At 39.7% G+C, this 13,599-nt stretch carries 13 protein-coding genes and 2 tRNA genes; 3 read left to right on the top strand and 12 right to left on the bottom strand.

Annotated features, from left to right (window positions below):
- Nucleotide 1: 1 nt before the first annotated feature.
- Nucleotides 2–676 carry a response regulator gene (locus SB775_RS20090; RefSeq protein ID WP_410862975.1) on the top strand — a complete coding sequence of 225 codons (675 nt, stop codon included), beginning with the start codon at nt 2–4 and terminating at the stop codon, nt 674–676.
- Complete coding sequence (locus SB775_RS20085; RefSeq protein WP_410862973.1) at nt 673–1,707, top strand: sensor histidine kinase; 1,035 nt, start codon at nt 673–675, stop codon at nt 1,705–1,707. The genes SB775_RS20090 and SB775_RS20085 overlap by 4 nt, the downstream gene beginning before the upstream one ends.
- Nucleotides 1,708–2,031: 324 nt before the next feature.
- On the opposite strand, the gene SB775_RS20080 is transcribed toward SB775_RS20085, so the two are convergent.
- The 9 genes from SB775_RS20080 to sigW form a co-directional block, all read right to left on the bottom strand.
- Nucleotides 2,032–2,892 (bottom strand): CPBP family intramembrane glutamic endopeptidase, encoded by an 861-nt coding sequence (locus SB775_RS20080; protein WP_410862972.1) that lies wholly within the window; start codon nt 2,890–2,892, stop codon nt 2,032–2,034.
- Between the two features lie 59 nt (nt 2,893–2,951).
- Complete coding sequence (locus SB775_RS20075) at nt 2,952–3,500, bottom strand: hypothetical protein (protein ID WP_410862970.1); 549 nt, start codon at nt 3,498–3,500, stop codon at nt 2,952–2,954.
- Nucleotides 3,501–3,835: 335 nt separating this feature from the next.
- A complete protein-coding gene (locus SB775_RS20070; RefSeq protein ID WP_410862969.1) occupies nt 3,836–4,207 on the bottom strand; it encodes an iron chaperone in 372 nt (123 codons plus the stop codon).
- A gap of 284 nt (nt 4,208–4,491) precedes the next feature.
- Nucleotides 4,492–6,294 carry a glutamine--fructose-6-phosphate transaminase (isomerizing) gene (glmS, locus tag SB775_RS20065; RefSeq protein WP_410862967.1) on the bottom strand — a complete coding sequence of 601 codons (1,803 nt, stop codon included), beginning with the start codon at nt 6,292–6,294 and terminating at the stop codon, nt 4,492–4,494.
- Between the two features lie 465 nt (nt 6,295–6,759).
- Entirely contained in the window at nt 6,760–8,109 is a 1,350-nt protein-coding gene (gene glmM, locus SB775_RS20060; protein WP_089363896.1) for a phosphoglucosamine mutase, read from the bottom strand.
- A 53-nt stretch (nt 8,110–8,162) separates the two neighbouring features.
- The gene (locus SB775_RS20055; RefSeq protein ID WP_410862966.1) at nt 8,163–9,509 is read right to left on the bottom strand and encodes a CdaR family protein; all 1,347 of its coding nucleotides are present in this window, start codon (nt 9,507–9,509) and stop codon (nt 8,163–8,165) included.
- Nucleotides 9,502–10,326, bottom strand: coding sequence for a diadenylate cyclase CdaA (gene cdaA, locus SB775_RS20050; RefSeq protein WP_061440410.1), 825 nt, complete (start codon nt 10,324–10,326; stop codon nt 9,502–9,504). The genes SB775_RS20055 and cdaA overlap by 8 nt, the downstream gene beginning before the upstream one ends.
- 219 nt (nt 10,327–10,545) lie before the next feature.
- Nucleotides 10,546–11,169, bottom strand: coding sequence for an anti-sigma factor family protein (locus tag SB775_RS20045; protein ID WP_284469077.1), 624 nt, complete (start codon nt 11,167–11,169; stop codon nt 10,546–10,548).
- A 16-nt stretch (nt 11,170–11,185) separates the two neighbouring features.
- Nucleotides 11,186–11,749 (bottom strand): RNA polymerase sigma factor SigW, encoded by a 564-nt coding sequence (gene sigW, locus SB775_RS20040; protein ID WP_410862964.1) that lies wholly within the window; start codon nt 11,747–11,749, stop codon nt 11,186–11,188.
- 172 nt (nt 11,750–11,921) lie between these two features.
- On the opposite strand from sigW, the gene SB775_RS20035 reads away from it, so the two are divergent.
- Nucleotides 11,922–12,107 carry a Spo0E family sporulation regulatory protein-aspartic acid phosphatase gene (locus SB775_RS20035; protein ID WP_410862962.1) on the top strand — a complete coding sequence of 62 codons (186 nt, stop codon included), beginning with the start codon at nt 11,922–11,924 and terminating at the stop codon, nt 12,105–12,107.
- Nucleotides 12,108–12,244: 137 nt separating this feature from the next.
- Here SB775_RS20035 and rocF read toward each other — a convergent pair whose 3' ends face one another.
- The 3 genes from rocF to SB775_RS20020 all read right to left on the bottom strand — a co-directional run bounded on the left by rocF (nt 12,245) and on the right by SB775_RS20020 (nt 13,522).
- On the bottom strand, nt 12,245–13,147 hold the full coding sequence (gene rocF, locus SB775_RS20030; RefSeq protein WP_089363891.1) for an arginase: 903 nt from the start codon (nt 13,145–13,147) through the stop codon (nt 12,245–12,247).
- Between the two features lie 208 nt (nt 13,148–13,355).
- Nucleotides 13,356–13,431, bottom strand: a tRNA-Ala gene (locus SB775_RS20025).
- A 19-nt stretch (nt 13,432–13,450) separates the two neighbouring features.
- Nucleotides 13,451–13,522: transfer RNA gene (locus SB775_RS20020), tRNA-Gly, on the bottom strand.
- Between the last annotated feature and the right edge of the window lie 77 nt (nt 13,523–13,599).

Here is a 13,599-nt window from a genome sequence, read left to right as displayed (position 1 = left end):
GATGACAAAGATATTAATTGTAGATGATGATGCCCATATTCGCGAACTTATAAAACTCTTGTTAAGAAAAGAAGGATTTGATTTATATGAAGCCTCGGATGGACTGCAAGCATTGAAATTAATGGAGAAAGTGAAAATCGATTTGGCAGTCATCGACATTATGATGCCTAACATGGATGGATGGCAATTATGCAAAGAGTTAAGGGAATTTAGTGATATCCCCATTTTAATGCTGACTGCAAAAGGGGAAACCACACAAAAAGTAAAAGGATTCGGTCTTGGGGCAGATGATTATCTTGTAAAGCCATTTGAACCGATCGAATTGGTTCTTAGAATAAGAGCATTATTAAAACGGTATAAAATCACTATTTCACAAACATTAAATATCGGCGAATTGAAGATGAATCGCAACACGCATGAAATGTCATTCAAAGACCAGGAATATACAATTCCATTAAAAGAATTCGAATTGTTGTTTAAATTAGCAAGCTATCCTGGAAAAACTTTTTCCAGGGAAGATCTTATTGAAGACATTTGGGGCTATGATTATGAAGGTGATGAACGAACTGTCGATGTTCATATTAAAAGAGTGAGAGAACGGTTTCCGGAATCGGAATTCCCCTTCCGGATTAAAACGATTTGGGGATTGGGCTACCGTTTGGAGATAACGAGATGAGAAGCGATCGATTTTTCAAACAAACACTTGGCATACTGTTTTTTCTTACGTTTATTTCAATTTGCTTTTCGGCCGGTTACTATATCATTCAGCTATTGCCATTAAGGTTACCCGATTATGTTCGGTTTCTGGCCACTATCATGACAAGCATCGCAATCATGATATCCATCGGTTATCTTATCCGCACTATCCATCACAATAAACGGGTAAATATTTACCTCGAGATCATAGATGCCTTAAGGAAAATAGCAAATGGCGATTATAATGTACAATTGGATTTTAAAATGGAAAAGAAAAACGAAATGACCGATATCATTAACCACTTCAATCACATGGCCAAGCAATTGAAGCAAATGGAAGAAATGCGGCAGGAATTCATCTCTAACGTCTCACACGAAATACAGTCGCCCCTAACCTCCATTGTAGGATTTGCCCAAGCTCTTCAATTTAATAAGCTGACAACCGAAGAACGAAATCATTATCTTCATATAATAGAGACAGAGAGCAGGAGATTATCTAAATTAAGTGATAACCTTCTAAAGCTTACATCCCTTGAATCCGAGCATCATCCTTTTGAAAGGACGGATTTCTGGCTGGATCAGCAAATACGAACCATTATTTTGGCTTGTGAACCTACGTGGTTGGAAAAGGAACTCGAATTGCATATATCTTTAGAAAAGATTCGAATTTTTGCAGACCAAGATTTAATGAGCCAAGTATGGACAAATTTAATACACAATAGTATCAAATTCACCCGCCATCGTGGAAAAATCACGATTCGATTACAACAGATTGATGACCTGGCATTCATAACGATATCCGACAATGGAATTGGCATATCCGAAACGGACCAGTTTCACATTTTCGAGCGATTCTATAAAGCCGACCTGGCAAGGGAACGTACAAAAAGCGGCAGCGGCTTAGGTCTGTCCATCGTGAAAAGAATTATAGAGATGCATGAAGGGACCATATCCGTGGAAAGTGAACTCGAAAAGGGAACTACTTTTACGATTCTGCTTCCTATTTCGTGAGGGTTTTGTGATTGTTAAAAACTTTTTTAAATCATTAATGCTGCCTGCTATTTTTAAAAACACTGCCCGTTCGTTGATGATTATATTGTAATATCAACACTCTACTAAAGATTGTTTGAAATTTCGGAGAAACTTCCTTAAAAGATCGAAATAGGAATTGGATAATTTAAACATATTAATATTACTTATATTATAAACGTTGGGTACAAAAAGCGAATTTGATACCCAACGATTAACAAGCCGGAAAAATTGTTGTTGGCAATAAATATGGACATTCCGCTTAAATGAAATCGTTATAATACCTGTATTATCTTTGATTAAAATTTATGTTATTGTCAGGAAAATAACATACATCAAAAACAACAAAATAATATATCCATCAAAGAATTTAACTTTTCCACTTTGAAAATGGTTATTTTTTCTTACCTTTACAAATAAGAAAGTCAATATAGATAGAAAAAGTATTAAGCCAGTTATGGTGGTAATTGGAGAAACCATTACCTTAAAATAAGTTTCAGTAACCTTATCCGAGAAATGCATGATGATCCTCATTATTTCATTCACCAAAAAGTGAAAAAAGATAGCCGGGACGATACTCCCAGTATAGATGGATAATAGTGCAAGAGAAATGCCCATTACAAATGCAAAAACAAAATTTCCTAACGTCATATGATAAATGCTAAAAATAAGAGCACTTAAAATTATGGCCGATTTTATGTTCATTCTCTGATATTGTTTTAATAATATACCCCTAAAAAGAATTTCTTCACTAATCGCCACTGAAAAGCCAATCATCATAATGCTGTAAAAACTTATGTTTTTACTACTCTCCATAAGTGTACCAACAATTTTTTCAGCAGTAAGCCATTCGCCCGTTAGTAGATAATGTTGGCTCCTCCCAAAAAACACAGTTAGCATATGGGCTATACTCCCCATTAAAATACCAAGAAGAATATATTTTATATGTACCTTATTAAGCCTAATGCTCGATAAGGTTATTTTTTTCTTTTTTAAGAAAAGAAAAAGAACATAGATAATAACCAGTTTACTTAAAAAGAAAAATAATTGTTTGTTTATTTGCAAAAAAAGTTCTTGTAATGTAAGTTGGACAAAAGGAAAAATAATCATAATTAGTATAGTTATATATAATATAAAGCGATGTGTTTGCTTAATATCAGTATCCATTCTTACCCCTTTATTATACAATAATTTCAAAGAAGCCATGTATTTGTGCTTTTTTCAACTTATTTTATTGCCACTTTTTTATATTTAATGTAAGTTGCATTTCTTTGCTCTGTTTTTATCAAATTACCAGTTGGACTATATGTTTTTAGAGTTCCAGTCACTTTCCATGTTTCTTTGTATTGGTTCCATTTTTTCGTTGCCGAATATACCTTTTCTCCGCCACCAGAAATAACTAATTTACCAGCTATCTCCACCCTGAAGGTAAGGTTAAGACTCCAGTTTGTAGTATCAGTCACTTTTTTGTGAAAGACACTTGATTGTCGTTTATCTGTGGCTGTTTTCCAAGTATACCGATTACAAGTAGCACACACAGGAGATATACCAATTCTATTATTCGTGATTTCTCCTGTTTTTTCATCTACAAGTATAGGTATTTCTTGACCTAAAAGTACATCAGAACCTGATAGAGTTGTATATTCTGTCAGAAACTCACCTGATTGGCTTTCCTCTTTTAATTCAGTTGGAGAACTTGCAAAGGTTGATATGGGATTAAATCCAAACCAAAATACAGGAATTATTAATATAAAAAGGTATAATAGCTTCTTCATCTCTTCACCCCACCTAATATTTTTTCCTTAGATACCCCTTATGAATTTTTGATTTAATATCTTAAGTAGTTTGGTTGTAATATTTGTTAATTCGATTTTATCAAAAAACAAAAGCACAGGCAGTTCCAAATTTGGAATTCCTTGTGCTTTATTTGAACTTAAACTATATAGAGTCGCAACCGTAAAGGTAGGTCATTAAGGAAGGAGCATATGCCTTTTTGCCTATGGGGAGCTTATTTATAACCTCAGGACCACATCGTTTCACTTCTAATATGGAACAGAACCCCGAATAATGGACACTTTAATAGAGATTCAGCCACCCTCCGATTTTTTATTTATTTCCGCCAAAAAGTTGAACAGTCTGCCTTATCAAAAATATTATACTCGATCATTTTCTCAAGTAATGAGTAATCAACCGGACTGTCCCACTTGATACGTACCAACTGCTTGGTGTGATCATAGCCAGCCTGCACGATTGCATCAGAGAAATGATCGATCCCTGCCTTTTCAGGGGCAACAGCCAAATGATGTTTGGCTACACTAAAGCCAATAATATATGTGTCATGATCGGTAAACATAGGCTGATTCCACGCAATCTTCGGCATTAGATTTGGAAATTTCTTAGTTACCCAAGCCAGGACTTCTTCCGTTCGTTCCCTATGTTGCGAGTTATCAATATTCGTTAAAAACTCTGCAAAGACTTCCATGTCATTCTCTCCTAAATTAAAAAAATTTTATGAAGACTTCATTTTCAACAATGCACCATAGGAAGATCATTAACATTGCTCTAATGGATGCCATGACTACCTACTGATGGATTTGATAGATTGCATTACACTGCACACCGATTCTTATTACCTCGGTCTTCTAATCCACTTGTCAACTTGAGAGGTTCTCGTTGTTTTAAACATAAAAATACCCCTTTGGCTAATCATAGCCAAAGGGGTAAAGCTTCGCAACTTTTTATAATCTACATTGCATTCATTCAAACTTACTCAACCGTTACACTTTTCGCAAGATTACGCGGTTTATCCACGTCACATTCGCGGTGCAAGGCTGCATAGTAAGCAATGAGCTGCAGCGGGATAACAGAGATAAGGGGTGTTAATAGTTCATTCACTTCCGGGATGACGAAACGGTCATCCTCTTCTTCAAGCCCCTTCATGGAAATGATGCAAGGGTTGGCGCCTCGGGCAACCACTTCTTTTACATTACCACGTATGCTTAGGTTGACGCCTGCTTGTGTTGCTAGGGCTATGACAGGTGTACCTTCTTCAATCAAGGCGATCGTTCCGTGTTTAAGCTCGCCGCCAGCAAAGCCTTCCGCCTGAATGTATGAAATTTCCTTCAGCTTAAGCGCCCCTTCAAGAACAACATAGTAGTCAAGGGAACGGCCAATGAAGAAGGCATTTCTAGTAACGGACAAATATTCACGGGCAATGTCTTCCATCTCTTCTTTCGAATCACATAGGGCTTCCATTGCTGTCGCAACGATTCCAAGCTCTTTTACAAGGTCGAAATAATACTCCATGTTACGGAATTGGCCAGTTACATTTGCTAATATGGCCAAGACCGCCACTTGAGCTGTGTAGGCCTTTGTTGAGGCAACGGCAATTTCAGGACCAGCATGCAGCAAGAGCGTATAATCCGCTTCACGTGACAATGTAGAGCCAGGTACGTTCGTGATGGTCAAGGCTTTATGACCAAGCGCTTTGATGGACACTAACACGGCACGGCTATCTGCAGTTTCACCACTTTGTGAAATGAAGATGAATAGCGGTTTTTTCGATAATAACGGCATATTGTAAGTGAATTCCGATGCCACATGGACCTCAACCGGTATTTCCGTCATTTTTTCGATGAATTGCTTACCAATCAACCCTGCATGATAGCTAGTTCCGCAAGCGATGATATAAATACGGTCAGCCTCACTTACGGCTTCAGTAATGCTATAATCGATTGCAAGTTTACCTTCTTCATTTTGGTATGCTTGAATGATTTTACGTATGACAGCTGGCTGCTCGTCGACTTCTTTGAGCATATAGTGCGGATACGTACCTTTTTCAATATCACTTGCATCCAGTTCAGCAGTGTATGGAGCACGCATAACTTCTTCGTTGGAAAGGTTCTTGATCGTTACCTTTTCTTTGGTCACGATAACCATTTCCTTATCCATCAGTTCAAGGAATTGATCTGTGACTTGCAACATGGCCATTGCATCCGAAGCGACAACGTTAAAGTCTTTTCCGACACCGATTAGCAGCGGGCTTTTATTTTTTGCGACTAAGATGGTTTCATCATTTTCAGCATCCAATAGGGCAATGGCATATGAACCCTCCAAAAGAGTGAGTGTTTGACGGAACGCCTCTTCCACTTCCATGCCCTCGTTTACGAACTTCTCTATGAGTTGAACGATGACTTCCGTATCCGTTTCACTTTTAAAGGCAACATCCTTCAAATATTCACGTTTTAGAATCGCATAGTTTTCAATGACCCCATTATGAACTAAAGTCAATCGACCTGAATTACTTTGGTGAGGATGAGCATTTTCACGGCTTGGCACACCATGGGTTGCCCAGCGTGTATGTCCTATTCCAGTATGTGCCATAGTATTTTCATCCACGGCTCCGCGTAAGTCCGCAATTCTTCCCTTTTCCTTAAAGATTGTCACGCCTGCTTCATTTCTCACAGCAATCCCTGAAGAGTCATAACCGCGGTATTCAAGTTTTTCAAGACCTTTTAATAAAATTTCCTTTGCATCGTTAAGTCCAATATATCCAACAATTCCACACATAATTTCTGTTCCTCCAACCGATTCGAGGGAACAGGAATGCACGGGGGCATCCCTGCCCCCTCATCTCTGATATATATTTTTTATAAAGGAAATGCCTTAAAGCACTTTTTCCCTTTGTGCATTTCCAACCCTTTGTGCAATAAGTTGCCCTACTGTTTTAAGATTGGAATTACTGCGGCTGTGCACTTCAGCCGGGAGGTATCCGCCGATCATTCGATAAACCTCCTCCTCGTCAACTAAGCCTTTTTCGACCAGACTTAGTTCAGGCGCTTTTGTAAATCAGTTTCTCCTTGCCTACCCTCCTTTTTTGAAACAACCATTTTCAGAAAATGAGTTGTAAATCAGGATAATCATACCTTAAACAAGGGACATAGGTCAATTCTTTATTACCAAGACCTACAAAAAAGAACTTCTTTATAAAAATATGCATAAAAGGAAATTTCGTTCCTTTTATGCATACGAGTGTTATTCGTTTATTCCCATTTCCGTTCTTACAACTGAGACGATGCGATCTACATAATTAGTGCATTCCTCAGCAGTCGGTGCTTCAGCCATAACACGGACTAGCGGTTCCGTACCGGATGGTCTCACCAAAATACGACCGTTTCCGGCCATTTCCCCTTCGACTGCCTTAATGACTTCCTGTACCTTTTCATTATCAGTTACACCGTGCTTATCGGTAACTCTGACATTGATGAGTGTCTGTGGATATTTCTTCATCTCGCCAGCTAGCTCCGATAAGGTTTTTTGGGTGTCACTCATGATGTTCACAAGCTGTAAGCCCGTCAATAAGCCATCTCCCGTTGTGTTATAGTCCAGAAAAATGATATGTCCGGATTGTTCACCGCCAAGGTTATAGCCGCCTTTTCGCATCTCTTCCACCACATAGCGATCCCCCACTGCCGTTTGGGCACTTTGTATACCATGCTCTTCAAGACCTTTATAAAAACCAAGGTTGCTCATGATCGTAGAAACCACTGTTCCCTGTTTCAGACGGTTATTTTCTTTCAAGTATTTCGCACATATATACATGATCTGGTCGCCGTCCACTATATTTCCTTTTTCATCTATGGCAATGACGCGGTCTCCGTCACCATCGAAAGCAAGTCCAACATCAGCACCTTTTTCTTTTAAGAATTCAGCAAGTGCTTCAGGGTGTGTGGAACCTACCTTGTCATTAATGTTCAATCCATTAGGCGATGCCCCCATTGTAGAGATGTCTGCATCAAGATCGGCAAACAAATGCATGGCCAAGGCTGATGTCGCTCCATGTGCGCAATCAAGCGCAACATGAATGCCTGTAAAGTCTTCATCCACTGATTGTTTCAAATACTGGAGATACTTTTGCCCTCCTTCGAAATAATCATTCAAATGGCCCAAATCGCCGCCAACCGGGCGAGGAAGTTCATCCTTTTCCAAATCTAACAGTGTTTCAATTTCCGCTTCTTGATCATCGGATAGCTTAAACCCATCCGGTCCAAAGAATTTAATGCCATTATCCGCTACCGGATTATGCGAAGCCGAAATCATGACACCTGCTTCAGCACTTAAAGCCTTTGTTAAATATGCAACTCCCGGTGTCGAAATTACACCCAGGCGCATCACTTCAGCCCCAATGGATAATAGACCGGCAACAAGTGCACCTTCCAGCATTTCACCAGAAATACGTGTATCGCGCCCTATCAGCACTTTGGGTTTTTCTGTATTTCTAGTAAGAACGTAACCACCTAAACGGCCTAGTTTAAATGCCAACTCCGGTGTTAATTCGCTATTCGCTATACCCCTAACTCCGTCTGTTCCAAAATATTTACCCATCTTTATCGCTCCTTCTTCGAATCGTTACTGAATTAAATGATGTTAAAGGAAGGTCATGTCTCTTCGTCTTTTTGAGTAATGGTGACCGAAGCCGTTTTAGATTCCAGTTCCCAGGTCACTCCCTCAGGCGCGTTTACCACCAGTTCTACATCATGCGTACCTTCATCTAAATTACTTACATCTACTGTAAGATTAATGTCTTCTTTAGTTATTTTCTTCAAGTCATCCGCTTCACCAAGCAAGGTGATGCTTGTTACATCGTTTTCCAATTCGGCGTCTTGGTCATCCTTCATGCCCACAGGCACTATTTTTATATTGCTGAATGTTTTAGACTCAATGGCAGCCGGTTCATCTTTATCGACTACCTTTTCTTCTTGTTTTTGTTCAGTTTCCGGTTTTTTCTCTTCTTCAACTGGATCTACATTCGCTTCATCCACATCCACTTTCTCTGTGCGAATTTTGACCTTTGCTTTACCCAAGGACATTTTTTGTACACTTTCGGGTTTAGTGAGATCGAGTTCCAGGTCTGTATCACCGTCAATTTTCGAGATATTTACAGGAAGATTTACTTCACTTATTTTCCCCAGGCTCGTTTCTGACCCGAATAAGGTGACCTCATTTGGATCGACACTTATACTCTTGATCCTGATGCCATCCTTTGCCTTCCCAGTTTGTTTCGGGGTTATCGACACCGTCTTGGAAGGAATGCTCACTTTTAAGGAAACGGCAACTGAAGCGGGCTCGATCGTCACGTCCAACTTATTCAAGTCCCGGTCAAGGGCTTTAACAGTTGCCTTTCCGTTCACCGTTTCGTTAAGTCCCTTACTTATTTCAAGGTTTGCCTTTACATAGGAAATTTGATCAATCGTATCTTTAGCACCCGTTATTTTGACAGTTTTCGGGCTAACTGTTGGCTGGTCAGCAGTATATCCCTCTTCAAGTAAAGAGTTGTTATACTCGGCTTCAACGGGGAATTCCTTCGTCACCCGTTCCTGAACATTGACTTCCGCATATTCAGGATCGACCGTCGCCACTAACCTTTCATTCAAATCACTTATTTTAAATGTGACAGTTCTGTTCCCCATTGAGATTTCAGGATCCGAAAGGTCCACATAAACTTTAAAGTCCCTTTGGTTTTTCGCATTTATCAATAGACTTTTTGCTCCCTTTAGAGTTACATCCACCGTTTCAGGGACTCCGCTCACCACTAGATTCTCACGGTCATAGTACACTTCAACCGGTACATTTTCGATGGTCTCCGTACTGATTTCAGGGGCGGTCGATAAACCAAGGGATTTTTTATCCGACTCCATCTCAAAGTTAATGGAAATGAACAAAAGTGCTGCCAAGGCAAAAGCTACGATTCTCATAAACCAAGCGCTATTGGTGTATTTATCCATTCTTTTTACCCCTCCAGTTCCAGATGCCTGAGGAAGTTGATTTGATGTTCTCCACTACCAGTTCACTAGTAAGCATGGCCCTAAATGATTCTTGATTCAAATCCCGGTAAAGCTCCCCGTTTTTAGTGACGGATATCCCTCCCGTTTCTTCTGAAACAACAATCGTAAGACTATCCGTTACTTCACTCATGCCGATGGCTGCCCTATGCCGCGTGCCAAGTTCTTTTGATATGAATGGACTTTCTGATAAAGGTAGGTAGCAAGCTGCGGCCGCAACCTGGTTATTTTGTAAAATAACTGCGCCATCATGGAGCGGCGTATTGGGGATAAAAATATTAATGAGCAGTTCTGAAGAAATATAGGATCTTAGAGGAATCCCCGTTTCAACATAATCCCCAAGCTCCGTACCTTTTTCTATCGTAATTAAGGCTCCAATCCGCCTTTTCGCCATATAAGTGGACGCCTTTAGAATTTCTTCGACTAAACGCTCTTGCTGGTTCTCTTCTGGAACGGTGCCCCTTGCAAAGAGCTTCCCGCGTCCTAATTGTTCAAGTGCCCTTCTCAGTTCAGGTTGAAAAATGACAAGAATCGCCAATACTCCCCAATTCATGACTTGTGCCATTAACCATCCAAGTGTATTGAAACCAAACAGGTTGCTTAAGCTTTTTACAATGACAATTACAAAAATTCCTTTTAGCAGCTGAATAGCCTTCGTGCCTCGAATAATAGTTAACAATTTATATATCACAAACCATACAAGGAGAATATCAATGAAATTTACTACATAGTCCCAAACAGTCAAATTGGATAAAGACATGTTGTTTCCTCCAGTCAGTATTACTCCAAATACCAATTACAATCGTTGTGTAATAACCTTAATAGTATACCATTTTTTAAATGATACATCTAAAAACTAGTGTGAGAAATTTACATGGTAAGGACGAATCATGCAAAATGGTTCCCTTTCCCTCTAAAAAATAAAGCTGAGCGAAGTCACCGTATATGAAAACGATGCCCTTCTCCCAGCTTATATACCTTATTCCTTTTTTTCCTCTTTAGCAGGAACCAACGAGGTTGCAGTGTCCTTTACTTTATACCACATCCACTCAAAAGCTTGGTCAATAACATTGATGCTCCCAGTCACATTCCCTGCCTTAGACATATATTTATGTCCATTTATGACTGTAACATCTCCTTCTACTTCACCATCTATTTGAATGTTACCATTTTGAACTACCACATTTCCTTTGATTGTCTCACCTGCAGGCACAATCACCGTTTCACCTTCGACCACTAAGTTAGGCTGCTTTGACACTGAAAAATGTTCGTCCTGATTATAAGTGGAAAAAATAGATCCTGTCATCAATAAGATGAACATCGCTGCCGCTGTCATGAAGGGATGGCTTTTGAACCAACGTTTGGCGCCCGTTGTTTTCGTTTCCTTTGGCAATTGAGCCATAACCTTTGCTGTAAAGTCATCCGGGGCCTTAATATGTGAAGTGCTTTGTACAAGCGCGACCGCCTTTTTCATTTCATGAAAGTAATCCCGGCATTCAGCACAATTATGCAAGTGCTCCCGTAATACTTCTTTGTGCTCAGGTTTGATGTCCTCATCTAAATAATCATGCATATATTCAATGATTTCCTCATGGCAGTTCATTTTTCTCACCTTCTTTTTATAAATGGCGTAGTTGTTTACGCAAGGCTTCCCGACCACGATGTATTCTCGTCTTAACCGTACCGACTGGCAAATCGAGTATTTCACTGATTTCCTTTAAAGATAACTCTTCAATATACTTCAATACGATTACCGATCGGTATTTCTCGGGTAATTTCATTATTTCAACTTGAATGGTTTCCTGTAGTTCTAAAGATTCAACCTCTTCCTCGGGTTTCGCCATATCTGATGCAACATGGGAATACATATTCAATCCTTCTGTTCCTGCCACCTCTGCATCTAGATAGTAATCCGGTTTTTTCTTGCGAAGTCGGTCAATACAAAGGTTAGTAGCAATCCGGTATAACCATGTCGAAAATTTCATTTGTATATTGAAACTGCGAATATTCACGAAGGCCCTTACAAAGGCCTCTTGTGCCAAATCTTCTGCTTCTTGCCTGTTTCCGATCATCCTGAAACATATCTGGAAAACTTTGTCCTTGTAAATTTCGACAATTTCCCCAAATGCATTATGATCTCCCTTTAATACTTGATTAATTCTCTCTTTAATGAGTGCATCCATTTTCCGGTTTTACCCCCGCTCATGCGGCTATACGATTATTACGAATCGTAAGCTAAAAGGTTTCAAAAATTTATTACATTAATTTTAACAAAGTTTTACATTTTATGTTTAAGAAAAAAAAAACAGGGCTATATAGTAAGAAATTGTGAAATTCAAGGGAGTGAATCTCTACATGACTGCTGAACAAATTTTAGACCATATTGAACAATACAGACAGAAAATGATGGTTTTGGCTTCCCGTTCTTCGATGGTTGATAATGAAGTTGTTGAAGTTAGCAGCAAACTGGACTCTTTAATCAACCAATACATCCATTTAACTAAAAATGGATGTCTCCCAGACCGACGTGCTCTTAAGTGAATATGGATAGGCGATTGCAACCATCTATTTATGGATATGTTCCGTTATATACACCCTGGATAATAAGCCTACGTCTTCTAGCATATAAAAAACAGTAACCCATTACAAGCCAGTTACTGTTTCTTTTATTTTTTCAGTTATAATAACTTTTCTCCAAATAACGAACCCATTAGAGCCACAGCAACGATCGCAGTTTTATTTCTCTCATCTAAAATGGGGTTGACTTCAACGAATTCAGCTGATGTTATCAAGTTGGATTCCGCGAGCATTTCCATGGCCAAATGACTTTCACGATAACTTATGCCACCAATCACCGGTGTCCCCACTCCAGGTGCATCTGCTGGGTCAACTCCATCCAAATCCAATGAAAGGTGGACACCATCCGTTCTTTCCCTTAAATAATCTATGCACTCTTCCATGACCCTTGTCATTCCCATACGATCTATTTCATGCATCGTAAATACTTTAATCCCTTTATCACGTATAAGTTCTTTTTCCCCTTCATCCAATGACCTTGCCCCAATGATTACGATGTTTTCTGGTTTCACTTTTGGAGCGGAACCATGAATATTGATTAGATCGGGATGTCCAAGCCCAATACTGACAGCAAGCGGCATACCATGGATATTTCCTGATGGCGAAGTATCTTCCGTATTTAAATCCCCATGTGCGTCATACCAAATCACACCTACATTTTCATAGTGCTTTGCGACTCCTGCCAGTGTTCCTATAGCAATTGAATGGTCTCCACCCAATACAAGTGGAAAAGAACCGCCTTCTATTATTTCATCAACTCTTGTTGCTAATAGGGTGTTCCCCTTTGCAACAAGCGGTAAGTTTTTCAGATTTGTCCCAGGCTTATTTGCATTTCCAGGTCGTCCTACAATGATATCTCCTAAATCCTCTACTTCGATATTTAACTGTTCAAGACGCTCGAAAATCCCTGCGCAGCGAATGGCACTAGGTCCCATATCCACCCCTCGCCTTGCTTGACCAAGGTCCATAGGCAATCCAATGACGGATATTTTCTGAATAGACATACAACTCCCCCTTTCCACCATTTTACATCGTATATGACAAGTGGTTCAACTAAACATTTACATTTATAAAGATGCACCACTCTTTCCTATCTCATACTTTTTCTATAAAAAAAGCTTCTAGGGGTTGGTTACCCCAACAATGCGTATAAACAAAAAAAAGTCTTAAACCATTTTGGCTTAAGACGTAAATTTTGGTGTATGTAGTTGATGGTGGAGCCTAGCGGGATCGAACCGCTGACCTCCTGCGTGCAAGGCAGGCGCTCTCCCAGCTGAGCTAAGGCCCCTAAGGGTTTAAAATAATTAAGCGGAAGACGGGATTCGAACCCGCGACCCCAACCTTGGCAAGGTTGTATTCTACCACTGAACTACTTCCGCAAATGGCTGGGCTAGAAGGGATCGAACCTTCGCATGACGGAATCAAAATCCGTTGCCTTACCGCTTGGCTATAGCCC

It is taken from the genome of Peribacillus sp. SIMBA_075, from assembly GCF_046534585.1.
The sequence above is the reverse complement of the archived record's forward strand: the minus strand, read 5'-3'. Positions and strand labels throughout refer to the sequence as shown.

Bases quoted from the DNA above. Each gene is read 5' to 3' on its own strand.
- SB775_RS20090 (WP_410862975.1), top strand. From the start codon at position 2: ATGACAAAGATATTAATTGTAGATGATGATGCCCATATTCGCGAACTT.
- SB775_RS20085 (WP_410862973.1), top strand. From the start codon at position 673: ATGAGAAGCGATCGATTTTTCAAACAAACACTTGGCATACTGTTTTTT.
- SB775_RS20080 (WP_410862972.1), bottom strand. From the start codon at position 2,892: ATGGATACTGATATTAAGCAAACACATCGCTTTATATTATATATAACT.
- SB775_RS20075 (WP_410862970.1), bottom strand. From the start codon at position 3,500: ATGAAGAAGCTATTATACCTTTTTATATTAATAATTCCTGTATTTTGG.
- SB775_RS20070 (WP_410862969.1), bottom strand. From the start codon at position 4,207: ATGGAAGTCTTTGCAGAGTTTTTAACGAATATTGATAACTCGCAACAT.
- glmS (WP_410862967.1), bottom strand. From the start codon at position 6,294: ATGTGTGGAATTGTTGGATATATTGGACTTAACGATGCAAAGGAAATT.
- glmM (WP_089363896.1), bottom strand. From the start codon at position 8,109: ATGGGTAAATATTTTGGAACAGACGGAGTTAGGGGTATAGCGAATAGC.
- SB775_RS20055 (WP_410862966.1), bottom strand. From the start codon at position 9,509: ATGGATAAATACACCAATAGCGCTTGGTTTATGAGAATCGTAGCTTTT.
- cdaA (WP_061440410.1), bottom strand. From the start codon at position 10,326: ATGTCTTTATCCAATTTGACTGTTTGGGACTATGTAGTAAATTTCATT.
- SB775_RS20045 (WP_284469077.1), bottom strand. From the start codon at position 11,169: ATGAACTGCCATGAGGAAATCATTGAATATATGCATGATTATTTAGAT.
- sigW (WP_410862964.1), bottom strand. From the start codon at position 11,749: ATGGATGCACTCATTAAAGAGAGAATTAATCAAGTATTAAAGGGAGAT.
- SB775_RS20035 (WP_410862962.1), top strand. From the start codon at position 11,922: ATGACTGCTGAACAAATTTTAGACCATATTGAACAATACAGACAGAAA.
- rocF (WP_089363891.1), bottom strand. From the start codon at position 13,147: ATGTCTATTCAGAAAATATCCGTCATTGGATTGCCTATGGACCTTGGT.